This window comes from Pararhodobacter sp., from assembly GCF_036802785.1.
Lineage (GTDB): Bacteria > Pseudomonadota > Alphaproteobacteria > Rhodobacterales > Rhodobacteraceae > Pararhodobacter.
Genome location: NZ_DAIRVN010000006.1, coordinates 78,199 through 93,092, shown reverse-complemented (window position 1 = coordinate 93,092; position 14,894 = coordinate 78,199). Strand labels below are relative to the sequence as shown.

10 protein-coding genes are annotated in these 14,894 nt (G+C 66.2%); 8 read left to right on the top strand and 2 right to left on the bottom strand.

Features of this window, described 5'->3' with window-relative positions; genetic code table 11:
- Positions 1–167: 167 nt before the first annotated feature.
- A complete protein-coding gene (locus tag V7Q53_RS04310) occupies positions 168–932 on the top strand; it encodes an SDR family NAD(P)-dependent oxidoreductase (protein WP_333827174.1) in 765 nt (254 codons plus the stop codon).
- 12 nt (positions 933–944) lie between these two features.
- Here V7Q53_RS04310 and V7Q53_RS04305 read toward each other — a convergent pair whose 3' ends face one another.
- Both V7Q53_RS04305 and dnaE read right to left on the bottom strand, forming a co-directional pair.
- Positions 945–1,745 (bottom strand): crotonase/enoyl-CoA hydratase family protein, encoded by an 801-nt coding sequence (locus V7Q53_RS04305; RefSeq protein ID WP_333827172.1) that lies wholly within the window; start codon positions 1,743–1,745, stop codon positions 945–947.
- Position 1,746: 1 nt separating this feature from the next.
- Positions 1,747–5,190 carry a DNA polymerase III subunit alpha gene (gene dnaE, locus V7Q53_RS04300; RefSeq protein WP_333827171.1) on the bottom strand — a complete coding sequence of 1,148 codons (3,444 nt, stop codon included), beginning with the start codon at positions 5,188–5,190 and terminating at the stop codon, positions 1,747–1,749.
- A gap of 168 nt (positions 5,191–5,358) precedes the next feature.
- Between dnaE and xdhA the strand changes: the two genes are divergently transcribed.
- The 7 genes from xdhA to V7Q53_RS04265 are packed head-to-tail and all read left to right on the top strand — an operon-like array spanning position 5,359 to position 14,795.
- The gene (gene xdhA, locus V7Q53_RS04295) at positions 5,359–6,789 is read left to right on the top strand and encodes a xanthine dehydrogenase small subunit (RefSeq protein WP_333827170.1); all 1,431 of its coding nucleotides are present in this window, start codon (positions 5,359–5,361) and stop codon (positions 6,787–6,789) included.
- A complete protein-coding gene (xdhB, locus tag V7Q53_RS04290) occupies positions 6,786–9,191 on the top strand; it encodes a xanthine dehydrogenase molybdopterin binding subunit (protein ID WP_333827169.1) in 2,406 nt (801 codons plus the stop codon). The genes xdhA and xdhB overlap by 4 nt, the downstream gene beginning before the upstream one ends.
- The gene (xdhC, locus tag V7Q53_RS04285) at positions 9,188–10,141 is read left to right on the top strand and encodes a xanthine dehydrogenase accessory protein XdhC (protein ID WP_333827168.1); all 954 of its coding nucleotides are present in this window, start codon (positions 9,188–9,190) and stop codon (positions 10,139–10,141) included. Before xdhB ends, xdhC begins: the two co-directional genes overlap by 4 nt.
- Positions 10,138–11,655, top strand: a complete 1,518-nt coding sequence (locus tag V7Q53_RS04280) for an ABC transporter ATP-binding protein (RefSeq protein ID WP_333827167.1) — start codon at positions 10,138–10,140, stop codon at positions 11,653–11,655. Before xdhC ends, V7Q53_RS04280 begins: the two co-directional genes overlap by 4 nt.
- Positions 11,642–12,727, top strand: coding sequence for an ABC transporter permease (locus V7Q53_RS04275; protein WP_333827166.1), 1,086 nt, complete (start codon positions 11,642–11,644; stop codon positions 12,725–12,727). Before V7Q53_RS04280 ends, V7Q53_RS04275 begins: the two co-directional genes overlap by 14 nt.
- Positions 12,727–13,659: an ABC transporter permease gene (locus tag V7Q53_RS04270; protein ID WP_333827165.1), complete on the top strand. Its 933-nt coding sequence runs from the start codon at positions 12,727–12,729 to the stop codon at positions 13,657–13,659. Before V7Q53_RS04275 ends, V7Q53_RS04270 begins: the two co-directional genes overlap by 1 nt.
- 53 nt (positions 13,660–13,712) lie before the next feature.
- The gene (locus V7Q53_RS04265; RefSeq protein WP_333827164.1) at positions 13,713–14,795 is read left to right on the top strand and encodes a BMP family ABC transporter substrate-binding protein; all 1,083 of its coding nucleotides are present in this window, start codon (positions 13,713–13,715) and stop codon (positions 14,793–14,795) included.
- Positions 14,796–14,894: the final 99 nt, after the last annotated feature.

Genomic DNA, 14,894 nt, shown 5'->3' with positions numbered 1-14,894 from the left:
TCCCGCACCCCGGCCCTTGCGGTCCCCGCCTGACGCCGTATCATCGCGCCCCGGTGCCGCCCCTGCCCGGCCCGTTTCATCTTGCCCCAAATACGCCGGGGGGAGGGCCGCAGGCCCGTGGGGGGCAGCGCCCCCCTTCCGCCACACCGCTGGAAGGCCCCGCCATGATCACACTGCCTCAAACCCCCTCGTTCCGGCTGGATGGCAAGCGCGCGCTGGTTACCGGCGCCTCCTCCGGCATCGGTCTGGCTGCGGCTGCGGCGCTGGCGCAGGCGGGTGCGCATGTCACAATGGCCGCGCGCCGGGCTGCGCCGCTCCACGAGGCGGTCGGGGCCATCACGGCCACCGGCGGGCAGGCCCTGCCCCTGCCGCTGGATATCACCGATACCGCCGGCACCCGCGCGGCGGTGCACCGGCACGGCCCCTTCGACATTCTGGTCAACGCCGCCGGAACCGCCCGCCACAGCCCTGCGCTGGACACCACCGAGGCGGATTTTGACGCGGTGAGCGCGATCAATATCAAGGGCGCCTATTTTATCGCGCAGGCGGTCGCGCGGGGGCTGGTGGCGGCGGGCAGGCCCGGTTCGATCATCCAGATATCCAGCCAGATGGGCCATGTCGGCGGCGCTGAGCGGGCGGTCTATTGCGCCACGAAATGGGCGGTCGAGGGGATGACAAAGGCCATGGCCATGGAATGGGGCGCGCAGGGCATCCGGGTGAACACGATCTGCCCCACCTTCATCCTGACACCGCTGACGCAACCCACCTTTGACAACCCGCAAAGCCGCGCCTGGATCGAGGGCAGGATCAAGCTGGGCCGGGCGGGGCAGGTTGAGGATATCATGGGCGCGGTGCTTTACCTTGCCTCGGATGCCTCGGCGCTGGTCACCGGCAGCGCGATGCTGGTGGACGGGGGCTGGACGGCGGGCTGAGCGGCCAGAATGTCAGAGGCTCTCGAACGCCCCGCCGCGCCCGGCACCGGCAGTAAAGCGCGCCGCCCCCGCCACGCCCTCGGCCAGCACCATACCCGCGCTTTGCCACTCGCGGCGCAGCCGGGCGGCCAATTCCGCACCCGGCATGCGGGCGGAAAGATGGTCGGCGCGCAGGCAGCCCTGCGGAAAACGTGAAAGGCTGTCGGCCAGCGCCAGCGCCGCCTCCAGCCCCCCGCCCTGCGCCACCACCCGGTCCGCCAGCCCGATGCGCAACGCCTCATCCGCCTCAACCGGGCGACCCGTCAGGATCAGATCATTCGCGCGCCCCTGCCCCACCACCGCAGGCAGCCGCACCGTGCCGCCGTCGATCAGCGGCACGCCCCAGCGGCGGCAAAAGACGCCGGACTGCGCCCCCTCCGCCATCACCCGCAGGTCGCACCACAGCGCCAGCTCCATCCCGCCTGCAACGGCGGGCCCTTCAATGGCGGCAATCACCGGCTTGGACAGCATCAGCCGCGACGGGCCCATCGGGCCGGGAAGCGGCTGCGCGGCGGGGTCGCTCCAGTCATCGGGGATATCCAGCGCGGCGATCCAGTCCGCGCCCTCAAAACCCGCCGCCGCTTTCAGGTCAAACCCGGCACAAAACGCCCCGCCCGCGCCGGTCAGTACCGCCACATCGGTGTCCGGATCGGCATCAAAGGCCAGCATTTCGGCGTAAAGCCTGCGCGCCAGTTCCGGGTTGACAGCGTTGCGCGCATCGGGCCGGTTCAGCGTGATCACCCGCACCCGCCCGCGGGTCCCGGACAGCAGCATCCTACACCTCCTCGACCGCCAGAACCCCCTCAAGGCTGCGCATCTCGCTGCGCAGAACCGGCGTGACGGGCACCTGCCTGCCGATCTCCACCTCGATCTCGCCGCCGGTGTCGGGGTCAGGCACACAGAAGATCAGCGGCCCCAGCGCCTTGCGCGGCGCCTTGCCCGCCGGATGGCGCAGCAACAGTTCAGCCACCGAGGGCAGCGCCCCCGCATCATGCAGCCGCACCCGCAGCCCCGCCGCCCCTGCATCGGCCACCACCGCGTCAATCGGCTGGGCAGCGCGGGCGAGCAGTTTCAGCGTATCGGCCTCCATCGTCGCCTCGACCGTCAGCACCACGTTCTGCCCGGCTTCCAGCAGCGGGCGTGCGGCCTCCAGCGTGTCGGAAAACACCGTCACCTCATAAAGCCCCGTCGGATCTGACAGTTGCACGAAAGCAAACCGGTTGCCGCGCGCCGATTTGCGCTCTTGCTTGCTGGCCACGGCGCCCGCGATCTTTGCCACCACCGCGCCACGCTGCGCCCGCAGGGTAAGCTCGGTCAGGGTCAGCACATCCTTGCGTTTGAGCGCACCGGCATAATCATCCAGCGGGTGGCCGGACAGGTAGAAGCCCACCGCCTGATGCTCGGCCGCCAGCTTGTCGATTGCCAGCCAGTCATTGCCCTGCGACAGCTTGGGCGGCGGCAGGTCATCGCCGCCGGTGCCGAAAAGCGACACCTGCCCGGAGTTCGCCTGCTCCTGCACCGCCGCAGACCAGGCGACCAGCGCATCCAGATTGTCAAACACCCGCTTGCGGTTACGCTCCAGCAGATCAAAAGCCCCGGCCCGCGCCAGCATCTCAAGCGGGCGCTTGCCGACGCGCTTCAGATCGACCCGGCGCGCGAAATCGAAAAGGTCGGCAAAGGGCTGATCGCCGCGCGCGGCCACGATCATCCTCATCGCCTCGACACCCACATTCTTGAGCGCGCCCAAAGCATAGACCAGCGCGCCCTCACGCACCGTGAACGTGGCTTCCGAGCGGTTGACGCAGGGCGGGATCACTTCAATCCCCAGCCGGTCAACCTCGCGCTTGTAGACATTCAGCTTGTCGGTCAGGTGGACATCACAGTTCATGACACCGGCCATGAATTCGACCGGGTAATTGGCCTTCAGATAGGCGGTCTGGTAGCTGACCACGGCATAGGCCGCCGCGTGGGATTTGTTGAAACCGTAGTTGGCGAACTTTTCCAGCAGGTCGAACACCTCGCCCGCCTTCTTCCTGTCCACCCCGTTAGCCAGCGCACCCTCAATGAATTTGGGCCGTTCCTTGGCCATTTCCTCGGCGATCTTCTTGCCCATGGCGCGGCGCAGCAGGTCGGCACCGCCAAGGCTGTAGCCCGCCATGACCTGCGCAATCTCCATCACCTGTTCCTGATAGACGATAATGCCCTGCGTTTCCTTCAGGATGTGGTCAATCGACGGATGGATCGATTCCAGCGCTTTCAGGCCATTCTTCACCTCGCAATAGGTGGGAATATTCTCCATCGGGCCGGGGCGATACAGGGCCACCAGCGCCACGATATCCTCGATGCAGGTGGGTTTCATGCGCCGCAGCGCATCCATCATGCCCGAGCTTTCCACCTGAAACACCGCCACCGTGCGCGCGCTGGCGTAAAGCTGGTAGCTCTTTTCATCGTCCAGCGGAATGCGCTCGATATTCAGATCGACCCCGCGCAGCTTCAGCAGATCAATGGCGTTCTGAATGACCGTCAGCGTCTTCAGGCCCAGAAAGTCAAACTTGACCAGCCCCGCCGCCTCCACCCATTTCATGTTGAACTGGGTCGCGGGCATGTCCGATCGCGGATCACGGTAAAGCGGCACCAGCTCATCCAGCGGGCGGTCACCGATCACCACACCGGCGGCGTGGGTCGAGGCGTTGCGCAGCAATCCTTCGATCTTCTGCGCATGGTCCAGCAGCCGCCCTACCACCTCTTCGCGCGCGGCCTCGCGCAGGCGGGGTTCATCGGCCAGCGCCTTGGTGATGGAGACCGGCTTGACCCCCTCCACCGGGATCATCTTTGACAGCTTGTCCACCTGCCCGTAAGACATCTGCAACACGCGCCCCACGTCGCGCACGGCGGCCTTGGAAAGCAGCGCACCGAAGGTGATGATCTGGCCCACCTTGTCGCGGCCATACTTTTCCTGAACGTATTGAATGACCTCCTCGCGGCGGTCCATGCAGAAGTCGATGTCGAAATCCGGCATCGACACGCGCTCCGGGTTCAAAAACCGCTCGAACAGCAGGGAATAGCGCAGCGGGTCCAGATCGGTGATGGTCAGCGCATAGGCGACCAGCGACCCGGCGCCCGAGCCCCGGCCCGGCCCCACCGGAATATTCTCATCCTTGGCCCATTTGATGAAATCGGCGACGATCAGGAAGTACCCGGGGAAGCCCATCTGCTCGATGATCCCCAGCTCGAAATCCAGCCGTTTGGTGTATTCCTCAAGCGCAACAGCATGCGGAATGACAGCCAGCCGCGCCTCCAGCCCCGCGCGCGCCTGCCGGCGCAGTTCCTCCACCTCATCCTCGGCGAAACGCGGCAGGATGGGGGGGCGCTTGTAGGCCTTGAAGGCGCAGCGCCGGGCGATTTCAACCGTGTTTTCCAGCGCCTCGGGCAGGTCGGCGAACAGCGCCGCCATCTCGGCCTCGGTCTTGAAGTAATGCTGCGGGGTCAGGCGGCGGCGGGGTTCGGACTGGTCGACATAGGCCCCCTCGCGGATGCAGATCAGCGCGTCATGGGCCTCATACATATCGGGCTTGGGGAAATGCACATCATTGGTCGCCACCAGCGGCAGGTCCATCGCATAGGCCATCTCGACAAACGGGCGCTCGGTCAGGGCCTCGGCCTCGGTTGGTGCGCCGCCCTCGCCGGGGTGGCGTTGCAGTTCCACATAGAACCGGCCGGGATAGGCCGCCGCCAGCCGCCGCATCAGCGCCTCGGCGCGCGCGGGCTGCCCGTCGCGGATCAGCCGCCCCACCACGCCATCCGGCCCGCCGGACAGGCAGATCAGCCCCTCCGCATGGGCCTCCAGCGCATCCGGGGTGACATGCGGCAAGGCGCTGCCCTCGCGCAGATACAGGCAGGAGTTCAGCTTCATCAGGTTCATATACCCCGCCTCATCCTGCGCCAGCAGAACCACGGGCGCGGGCGGGCGCGGCTTGTCGCCGGGCTCGGCGGGGGGCAGAACCACGTCAATCTGGCAACCAATGATCGGCTGGATACCGGCGGCTGATGCCAGCACCGAAAACTCAAGCGCCGCGAACAGGTTGTTGGTGTCGGTCACCGCCACCGCCGGAATCGACTGCTTCTCGCACAGCTTGATCAGGCCTTTGAGCGGCACAGCGCCCTCAAGCAGGGAATATTCGGTATGGGTGCGGAGGTGGATGAATCGGGGCTTGCTCATGGCCGCAATCTACCCTCCGGGGGCGCAGGCGCAAGCGCCGGGTGATTATCAACGAAATATTGAAAATCCTTTTGCATGCGCAGAAAAGTTACCGCTTGCCAGAGCGGGCCGGGGATTGTTCACTGAACCCTTGGGCATCGCCCGCAACCCTTTTCACATCCGGGGCTCATGACCGATATCGCCTTCCTCCTCAACGGCGCGCCCGTGCATCTGACCGATGCGCCGCCCACAGCCACCCTGCTGGACTGGCTGCGCGAGAACCGCGCGCTCAAGGGCACCAAGGAAGGCTGCAATGAAGGGGATTGCGGCGCCTGTTCGGTGATGGTGTCAGACGAACGCGGCACCCGCGCGCTCAATGCCTGCATCCTCCTGCTGCCGCAGCTTGACGGCAAGGCCGTGCGCACGGTCGAGGGGCTGACCGCCCCCGACGGCACGCTGCACCCGGTGCAGGAAGCGATGATCGCCCACCACGGCAGCCAATGCGGCTTCTGCACGCCGGGTTTCGTGATGGCGATGGTGGTGAACCATCTGAACAATGAGACCGATCACGACACCGCGCTGGCGGGCAACCTCTGTCGCTGCACCGGCTACGCCCCCATCCTGCGCGCCGCCGGGGCCGCCGCCGACCACCCGGTGCCCGCTTGGCTGAAGCAGCAAACCGACCCTGATTTCATCTGTTCGAAAATATCCTCGGGGGGAGGCCGCAGGCCGTGGGGGGCAGACAGCCCCCCGTCCGACACCCACCACCCCGCGCTGCCGCAGACCGCTGATGCACTGGCCGAGTGGTGCCTGAACCACCCCGAAGGGCGGCTGGTGGCGGGCGCCACCGATATCGGCCTCTGGGTCACCAAGCAACTCCGCGATCTGGGGCCGGTGGCCTTCATCGCTGGCATCAATGATCTGCGCGGCGTCACGGTCACCGACACGGAAATCCATATCGGCGCCACCACCACGCTGGCGGAGCTGATGCCCGCCATCGCCCCCTATCACCCCGGCTTCACTGAGCTGATCCGCCGCTATGGCTCTGCACAGGTGCGTGCCGCCGCCACCATCGGCGGGAATATCGCCAATGGCTCGCCCATCGGTGACGCGCCGCCCGCGCTGATCGCGCTGGGGGCGGTGCTGCATCTGCGCCGGGGCAATGAGCGCAGGCGCATGGCGCTGGAGGATTTCTTTCTTTCCTACGGCAAGCAAGACCGCCTGCCCGGCGAATTTGTCGAGGCCGTCGCCATCCCCCGTCAGCCCGACCATTTGCGCTGCTACAAGATATCCAAACGCTTCGATCAGGATATCTCGGCGCTGTGCGGCTGTTTCAACATCACGGTAGACGATGGCACCGTCACCGCAGCGCGCATCGCCTTCGGCGGCATGGCAGGCACGCCGATGCGCGCCCGGCCGGTGGAAGCGGCGCTCATGGGCCAGCCATGGACCACTGAGACCATCACCGCCGCAATCCCGGCATTCAAAGACAGCTTCACGCCCCTGTCAGACATGCGCGCCTCGGCCCGTTACCGGCTGGAGGTGGCGCAGAACCTGCTCTGGCGCGCGTTCCATGACAGCAATGGCACGCCCACCAATGTACTGGCGGTGACGCCATGAGCGTGCACAGCCCGCTTCCCCATGACGCGGCGCGCCTGCATGTCACTGGCGCGGCGCGCTATGTCGATGACATCCCCACGCCCAAAGGCACGCTGCATCTGGCCTTCGGGCTGTCGGAAATCGCGCATGGCGATATCACCGCGATGGACCTTGATGCCGTGCGCGCCGCCCCCGGTGTGGTGGCTGCGCTGACCTTCATCGACCTGCCCCGCCCCGCCGATTGCAGCCCCTCCAACCATGATGAGCCGCTGCTGGCTGAGGGTGTGGTGCATCATCTGGGCCAGCCGGTCTTTCTGGTGGTGGCCGAAAGCCACCTTGCTGCCCGCAAGGCCGCGCGGCTGGGCAAGGTCAGCTATGCCGGGAAACCCGCGCTGCTGAGCATCGAGGACGCCCTTGCCGCCAACAGCCGGTTCGAGGATGGCCCGCGCATCTGGGCGCGCGGCGATGCCGCAGGTGCCATTGCCGGGGCGGCACGGGTGATCGACGGCGTGATCGAAATGGGCGGGCAGGAGCATTTCTATCTGGAAGGGCAGGCCGCCCTCGCCCTGCCGCAGGAAGGCGGCGATATGCTGGTCCATTCCTCAACCCAGCACCCGACCGAGATCCAGCACAAGGTGGCCGATGCCCTTGGCCTGCCTATGCATGCCGTCCGGGTCGAGGTGCGGCGGATGGGTGGCGGGTTTGGCGGCAAGGAAAGTCAGGGCAACCAGCTTGCCGTGGCCTGCGCGCTGGCCGCCGCGCTGACCGGCCAGCCCTGCAAGATGCGCTATGACCGCGACGATGATTTCATGATTACCGGCAAGCGCCACGATTTCCGCATTGCCTACCGCGCGGGGGTTGACGCAGACGGGCGCATTCAGGGGATCGAATTCACCCAATACACCCGCTGCGGCTGGGCGCAGGACCTGTCGCTGCCGGTGGCCGACCGCGCCATGCTGCATGCCGACAACGCCTATTTCCTGCCTCATGTGCGCATTGAAAGCCACCGGCTGCGCACCAACACCCAGTCCGCCACCGCCTTTCGCGGCTTTGGCGGGCCACAGGGGATGCTGGGGATCGAGCGGGTGATGGACCATATCGCGCATGCGCTCGACCGTGATCCGCTGGAGGTTCGCCGCGCGAATTTCTATGAACCCTCCAGCCGCCCAGCCCCTGCCGGGCCGGAAGTGGCCGAGGCGCCGGTGCGCTCAGCTGATCCTACCTCGCGCGGGGCGGTTGAGGCCGTCTCGCGTTCTGTCCCCAAACCGCCCGCGAATGGCGCGCAGACCACACCCTATCTGATGCCGGTGACGGATTTCATCCTGCATGAGCTGGTGACGGAATTGCACAAATCCAGCCATTATGCTGAGCGGCGCGCGAAGATCCGCGCCTGGAACAGCATGAATCCGATCCTCAAGCGCGGAATTGCGCTGACGCCGGTGAAGTTCGGCATCTCCTTCACACTGTCGCATCTCAATCAGGCGGGGGCGCTGGTCCATGTCTATAACGACGGCTCGATCCATCTGAACCACGGCGGGACCGAGATGGGACAGGGGCTGTTCCAGAAGGTCGCGCAGGTTGCCGCCCATGCCTTCGGCGTGCCGCTCTCGCGCGTCAAAATCACCGCCACGGATACCGGGAAGGTGCCCAATACCTCGGCCACCGCCGCTTCCTCGGGCTCAGACCTGAACGGGATGGCGGTGCAGGCGGCCTGTGTGACCATCCGCGACCGCATCGCGGAAATGCTCGCCGATGAGCACCAGTGCAGGCCTGCCGAGGTCAGTTTTGCGGATGACCGGGTGCGCGTGGCGGGGACGGAATACGCTTTCACCGAGGTGATCGCCCGGGCCTATCAGGCACGCGTCAGCCTTTCGGCCACCGGCTTTTACCGCACCCCGGGGCTGAACTGGGACCGGATCGCCGGGCGCGGGCGGCCGTTTCTGTATTTTGCCTATGGCGCGGCTTGCACCGAGGTGGTGATCGACACGCTGACCGGCGAGAACCGCATTCTGCGCGCGGATATCCTGCATGATTGCGGTGCCAGCCTGAACCCGGCGCTGGATATCGGCCAGATCGAGGGCGGCTATGTGCAGGGCGCGGGCTGGCTGACGACCGAGGAACTGGTCTGGGATGACAAGGGGCGGCTGCGCACGCATGCGCCGTCGACCTACAAGATCCCGGCCTTTGGCGACCGTCCGCAGGTGTTCAACGTGGCGCTTTGGGAGGGGCGCAACCGGGAAGAGACGATCCACCGTTCAAAGGCCGTGGGCGAGCCGCCGTTCATGCATGGCATCTCGGTGCTGATGGCGCTGTCTGATGCCGTGGCGGCCTGTGGTGACGGCAGCGTCTATCCGGCGCTGGATGCCCCTGCAACGCCTGAGCGCATTCTGGCCGCCGTGGCGCGGCAAAGGGTGGGCGCATGATTGATCGCGCTGCCATCGCAGGGGTTCTGGCGCGCGTGCCGGTGCTCGTGCGGGTGGTGATTGCGTCGCATCAGGGTTCCTCCCCGCGTGAGGCCGGGGCGGCGATGCTGGTCTGGGAAACCGGGCAGGAGGGCACCATCGGCGGCGGCGCGCTGGAGTATGAGGCGGCCGCAACGGCGCGGGCGCTGCTGGCGGGCGGCGGGCCGAAAGTGGCGCGCATTGCGCTGGGTCCGGCGCTGGGGCAGTGCTGCGGCGGGGCGGTGACGCTGGTGTACGAGCGTTTCACCGCCGCTGATCTGGCGGTCATGCCGGAGAGTGGCCTTCACACCCGGCGCATCGAGGGGGCGGCGGAGATGCCGCTGGCGATGACCCGCGCGCAACGCAATGCACGCGGGCAGGGCATGGCGCAGACCCTGTGGAAAGCGGGTTGGCTGGCAGAACCCGTGGCCGCGCCCGGCCGTGACCTGTGGATCTGGGGTGCGGGGCATGTAGGCCGCGCGCTGGTTTCGGTGCTCCATCCCCTGCCCGGCTTTGCGCTGACATGGATCGACACCGCGCCGGAGCGTTTCCCCGCCTGCATCCCCCCCGGCGTGACCATCCGCACCTGCACGAACCCCGCAGCGCTGGTGACCGACGCTCCGGCTGAGGCCGAACACCTGATTCTGACCTATTCCCATGCGCTGGATCTGGAACTGTGCCACCGGCTTCTGGGCCATGGCTTTGCCAGCGCGGGGCTGATCGGATCGGCCAGCAAATGGGCACGGTTTCGCAACAGGTTGCGCGCATTGGGCCATCCGGATGCCCGGATTTCACGCATTCGCTGCCCCATCGGCGCGCCGGAACTGGGCAAGCATCCGCAGGCCATTGCCGTGGGGGTGGCCGCCGCGCTACTGAACGACAGCGCCGCCCGCAACAAAGATGGCGCGCAGAAACGGGAGGCCGCCGGATGACCGAACCCCTGCTTGCCATCGAAGGCCTGACCAAGGCCTATCCGGGGGTCATTGCCAACAGCGATGTCACATTCGAGATCGGCAAGGGCGAGGTGCATGCGCTTCTGGGCGAGAATGGTGCGGGAAAATCGACACTTGTGAAGGCGATCTACGGGCTGGTCCGGCCAGACAGCGGGCGCATGCTGTGGCGCGGGCAGCCCTATGCGCCCGCCGCCCCCTCACAGGCTCGCGCGACGGGTGTGGCGATGGTGTTCCAGCATTTCAGCCTGTTCGAGGCGCTGGATGTGGCCGAAAACGTGGCGCTGGGGATGGACAACCCGCCGCCGATCCGCACGCTGGCCGCGCGTATCCGCGAGGTATCGAACGCCTATGGCCTGCCGCTGGACCCGGGCAGGCTGGTAGGTGATCTGTCTGCCGGTGAACGCCAGCGGGTTGAGATCATCCGCTGCCTGCTGCAAGACCCGCATCTGCTGATCATGGACGAGCCGACCTCGGTTCTGACCCCGCAGGAGGTGGAGATCCTGTTCCGCACCCTGCGTCAGCTGCGCGCTGAGGGCCGCTCGATCCTCTATATCTCGCACAAGCTGGAGGAAATCCGCGCGCTTTGCGAGAATGCCACCGTGCTGCGGCTGGGCAAGGTGGTGGCCCGCTGCGACCCGCGCGCACAAAGCGCGCGCGCGCTGGCCGAAATGATGGTGGGTACCGCGCTGCACCAGCCAGAGCGCGCCCCGCAGGCACGCGGGCCGGTGCTGCTGGAGGTGAAAGCGCTGGACATGCCCGCCCCCTCGGCCTTTGGCACCAGCCTGAAGGGTGTGTCGCTGAGCGTGCAGGCGGGCGAGATACTGGGCATCGGCGGGGTGGCCGGAAACGGTCAGGATGAGTTGCTGGGCGCGCTTTCGGGCGAATTGCGAAGCACGTCCGGCGCGGTGAGCTTCAAGGGTGACCCGGTAGGCCATACCGGCCCCAATACGCGGCGCGCGCTGGGGCTTCTGTGCGCCCCCGAAGAGCGGCTGGGCCATGCCGCCGCCCCGGACATGAGCCTGACGGAAAACGCCCTTCTGACCGGCGCATGGCGCGAGAAGCTGGTGAAGAACGGCTTCATCAACGCCGCGCGCACCCGTGCCTTTGCCGAGAGTATCATCAAGCGGTTCGATGTGCGCACACCCGGCCCGCATGTGGTGGCGCGCGCGCTGTCAGGGGGCAATCTGCAGAAATTCGTCATCGGGCGTGAGATCATGCAACGCCCTGAGGTGCTGGTGGTCAACCAGCCGACATGGGGGGTCGATGCCTCGGCGGCGGCGGCGATCCGGCAGGCGCTGATGGATCTGGCTCAGAACGGCGCGGCGGTGGTGGTCATCAGTCAGGATCTGGATGAGATCCTTGAAATCGCCGATACATTCGCCGCGCTGAACGGCGGGCGGCTGAGCGCGAAGCGCCCGGTGCAGGGCCTGACGATGGAGGCCATCGGCCTGATGCTGGGTGGCGCGGAAGGAGCGAGCGATGCTGCGGCTTGAAAAACGCGTCATGCCCTCGAAAGCATGGAACTGGGCGACGCCGGTTCTGGCGGTGTTCCTGACGATGATCGCGGGCGGGCTGTTGTTCATGGCCCTGGGCAAAGACCCTCTCGTCGCGATCAAGCTGATCTTCTGGGACCCGCTTTTCAGCCCGCAATTCGCGGCCTATTCGCGGCCGCAACTGCTGGTCAAGGCCGGACCGCTGATCCTGATCGCGGTGGGGCTGGCGGTGGGTTTCCGCGCGGGAATCTGGAACATCGGCGCCGAGGGGCAGTATATCATCGGTGCCTTGTGCGGCGCTGCGGTGGCTTTGTGGTTCTGGCCCGCGCCGGGCTGGTATATCTTCCCGCTGATGGTGCTGGCGGGGGCGTTCGGCGGCTGGGCCTGGGCGATGATCCCGGCCATTCTGAAGACGCGCTTCAACACCAACGAAATTCTGGTCTCGCTGCTGCTGGTCTATGTCGCGGAAAAGATCCTTGCCGCGATGGCCGTGGGCCGGATGCGCAACCCCGATGGCGCGGGTTTTCCCGGCTCGCGCAATATCTCGCAATATCCGGCGGGGGCGAACCCGGAACTGATCGCCAATACCGGGATGCACTGGGGGGTGGTCGCGGCCTTCATTGCGGTGATCTTCACCTATATCATGCTGCACCGCCATATTCTGGGCTTTCAGGTGCAACTGGCTGGTCAGGCCCCGCGCGCGGCGCGCTTTGCCGGTGTCGCCCCGGCGCGGCTGGTGGTGCTGTGTCTTGGTTTCTCCGGCGCCATGGCCGGGCTGGCAGGCATGTTCGAGGTTTCAGGCCCCGCGCGCCTGATCTCCATCGACTTCAATTCCTACTACGGGTTCACCGCGATCATCGTGGCGTTTCTGGGCCGGTTGCACCCGGTGGGCATCGTGCTGGCGGGGCTGTTGATGGCGCTGACCTATATCGGCGGCGAGCTGGCGCAATTCATGCTGGGCCTTCCCTCGGCCGCGATTCAGGTGTTTCAGGGGATGCTGCTGTTCTTCCTGCTGGCGGTCGATGTGCTGTCAAACTATCGAATCCGCCTGTCTGTGCGCGAGGCCGTGTGATGGATTTTTCGTCAATCAACCCGGTGGTGCTGGTGGCCGCGCTGATGGTGGCGGCAACGCCGATCCTGCTGGCCGCCATCGGCGAGTTGGTGGTGGAAAAGGCGGGCGTGCTGAACCTTGGCGTCGAGGGGATGATGATCACCGGCGCGGTGGTGGGTTTCGCCATCGCGGTGATCACCCGCAACCCCTATCTGGGCATGCTGGCGGCGATGGGCGGCGGGGCGGCACTGTCGCTGATCTTTGGGGTGCTGACCCAGCTTCTGAAAGCCAATCAGGTGGCCTCAGGTCTGGCACTGACCCTCTTCGGGCTGGGGTTCTCGGCGCTGCTGGGGCAGGGCTATGTGGGCGTGGTGCCGCCGCGCACGGCCAAGATGAACTTCGGGTTTCTCAGCGACATTCCGGTGCTTGGCCCCATTCTGTTCCGCCATGACCCGATGGTTTATCTGTCCATCGTGATCATCGCGGCGGTCTGGTACTGGCTGCGCTACACGCGCAGCGGCCGTATTCTGCGGGCGGTGGGCGAAAACCACGACGCCGCCCATGCGCTGGGTTATCATGTGATCCGGGTGCGGTTGCTGGCTATCATGTTCGGCGGCGCCTGTGCGGGGCTGGGCGGGGCCTATCTGTCGCTGATCCGCGTGCCGCAATGGACCGAGGGGATGACAGCGGGCGCGGGCTGGATCGCGCTGGCGCTGGTTGTGTTTGCCTCGTGGCGGCCGTGGCGGGCGCTGCTGGGCGCCTATCTTTTCGGCGGCATCCTTGTCTTGCAGCTGAATTTGCAGGCTGCGGGCATCCGGGTTCCGGTGGAATATCTTGCCATGTCGCCGTATCTGATCACTATTCTGGTCCTTGCCATCATGTCGTCTGGCCGGGCGCGCAGATCGCTTGCCGCCCCCGGCTCGTTGGGCAGACCGTTCCATGCCGCCAGTTGAAACTGGCGCGTCCACCCCGCGGGCCTGACCCGCATCAACAGGGAGCTACCTGAATGAAACGCAGAACTCTACTTGCCGCATCGGCCTTCGCACTGGGCCTCAGCGCGCTTGCCGGCCCGGCACTGGCCGATGACCCGCTGAAAGTGGGCTTCATCTATATCGGCCCGCCGGGTGACTTTGGCTGGACCTATGCCCATGATCAGGCACGTCTGGCGGCACAGGAGCATTTCGGCGACGCGGTCGAGACTTTCTATGTCGAAAACGTCCCCGAAGGGCCGGATGCCGAGCGCATTCTGTCGCAGATGGCGCTGTCGGGCGCGGATATGATCTTTGCCACCTCCTTCGGCTATGGCCCGGCGGTCAATGCCATGGCGCAGCGCTTCCCGGACGTGGCGTTTGAGCATGCCACCGGCTACATGCAGGAAGCGCCGAACGTCTCGCTTTATAACGCGCGCTTCTATGAGGGCCGCGCCGTGATCGGCCATATCGCCGGGCGCATGACCGAGACAAACACCATCGGCTACATCGCCTCGTTCCCGATTCCGGAAGTGGTGATGGGCATCAATGCGGCCTATCTGCATGCCCGCGCGGTCAACCCGGATGTGCAGTTCCGGGTGGTCTGGGTCTATTCGTGGTTTGACCCGGCGCAGGAAGCCGCCGCAGCCGAGGCGCTGATTGATCAGGGCGCGGACATCATCATGCAGCACACCGATTCCACCGCACCGCTGCAGGTGGCGCAGGACCGTGGCGCGCTGGCTTTCGGTCAGGCATCGGATATGACGCAATTCGCGCCCGATGTGCACCTGACCGCGATCATCGATGACTGGACGCCCTATTACGTCAAGCGCATTCAGGAGCGTCTTGACGGCACCTGGGAGGCCGGCGACAGCTGGGCGGGCATCCCCGAGGGTGAAGTGACCTTCGCCCCGTTCAACGAGCGCATCCCCGCCGATGTCCGCGCCGAGGCCGAAGCGATGATCGAAGACATCCGCACCGGCGCCTACCACCCCTTCACCGGCCCCATCAACCGGCAGGACGGAACGCCCTGGCTGGCCGAGGGCGAAGTGGCACCGGATGGTGACCTGCTGGGCATGAACTTCTATGTTGAAGGCATGTCGGGCGAAGTGCCGAACTGATCACTGGGAAGCCTTGCAGCAAGACCCGAAACCCCCGGCCTGTGCCGGGGGTTTTTCTGTCAGATGCCCCTCAGATTCCCATCTGACTCGGGGCGGGAG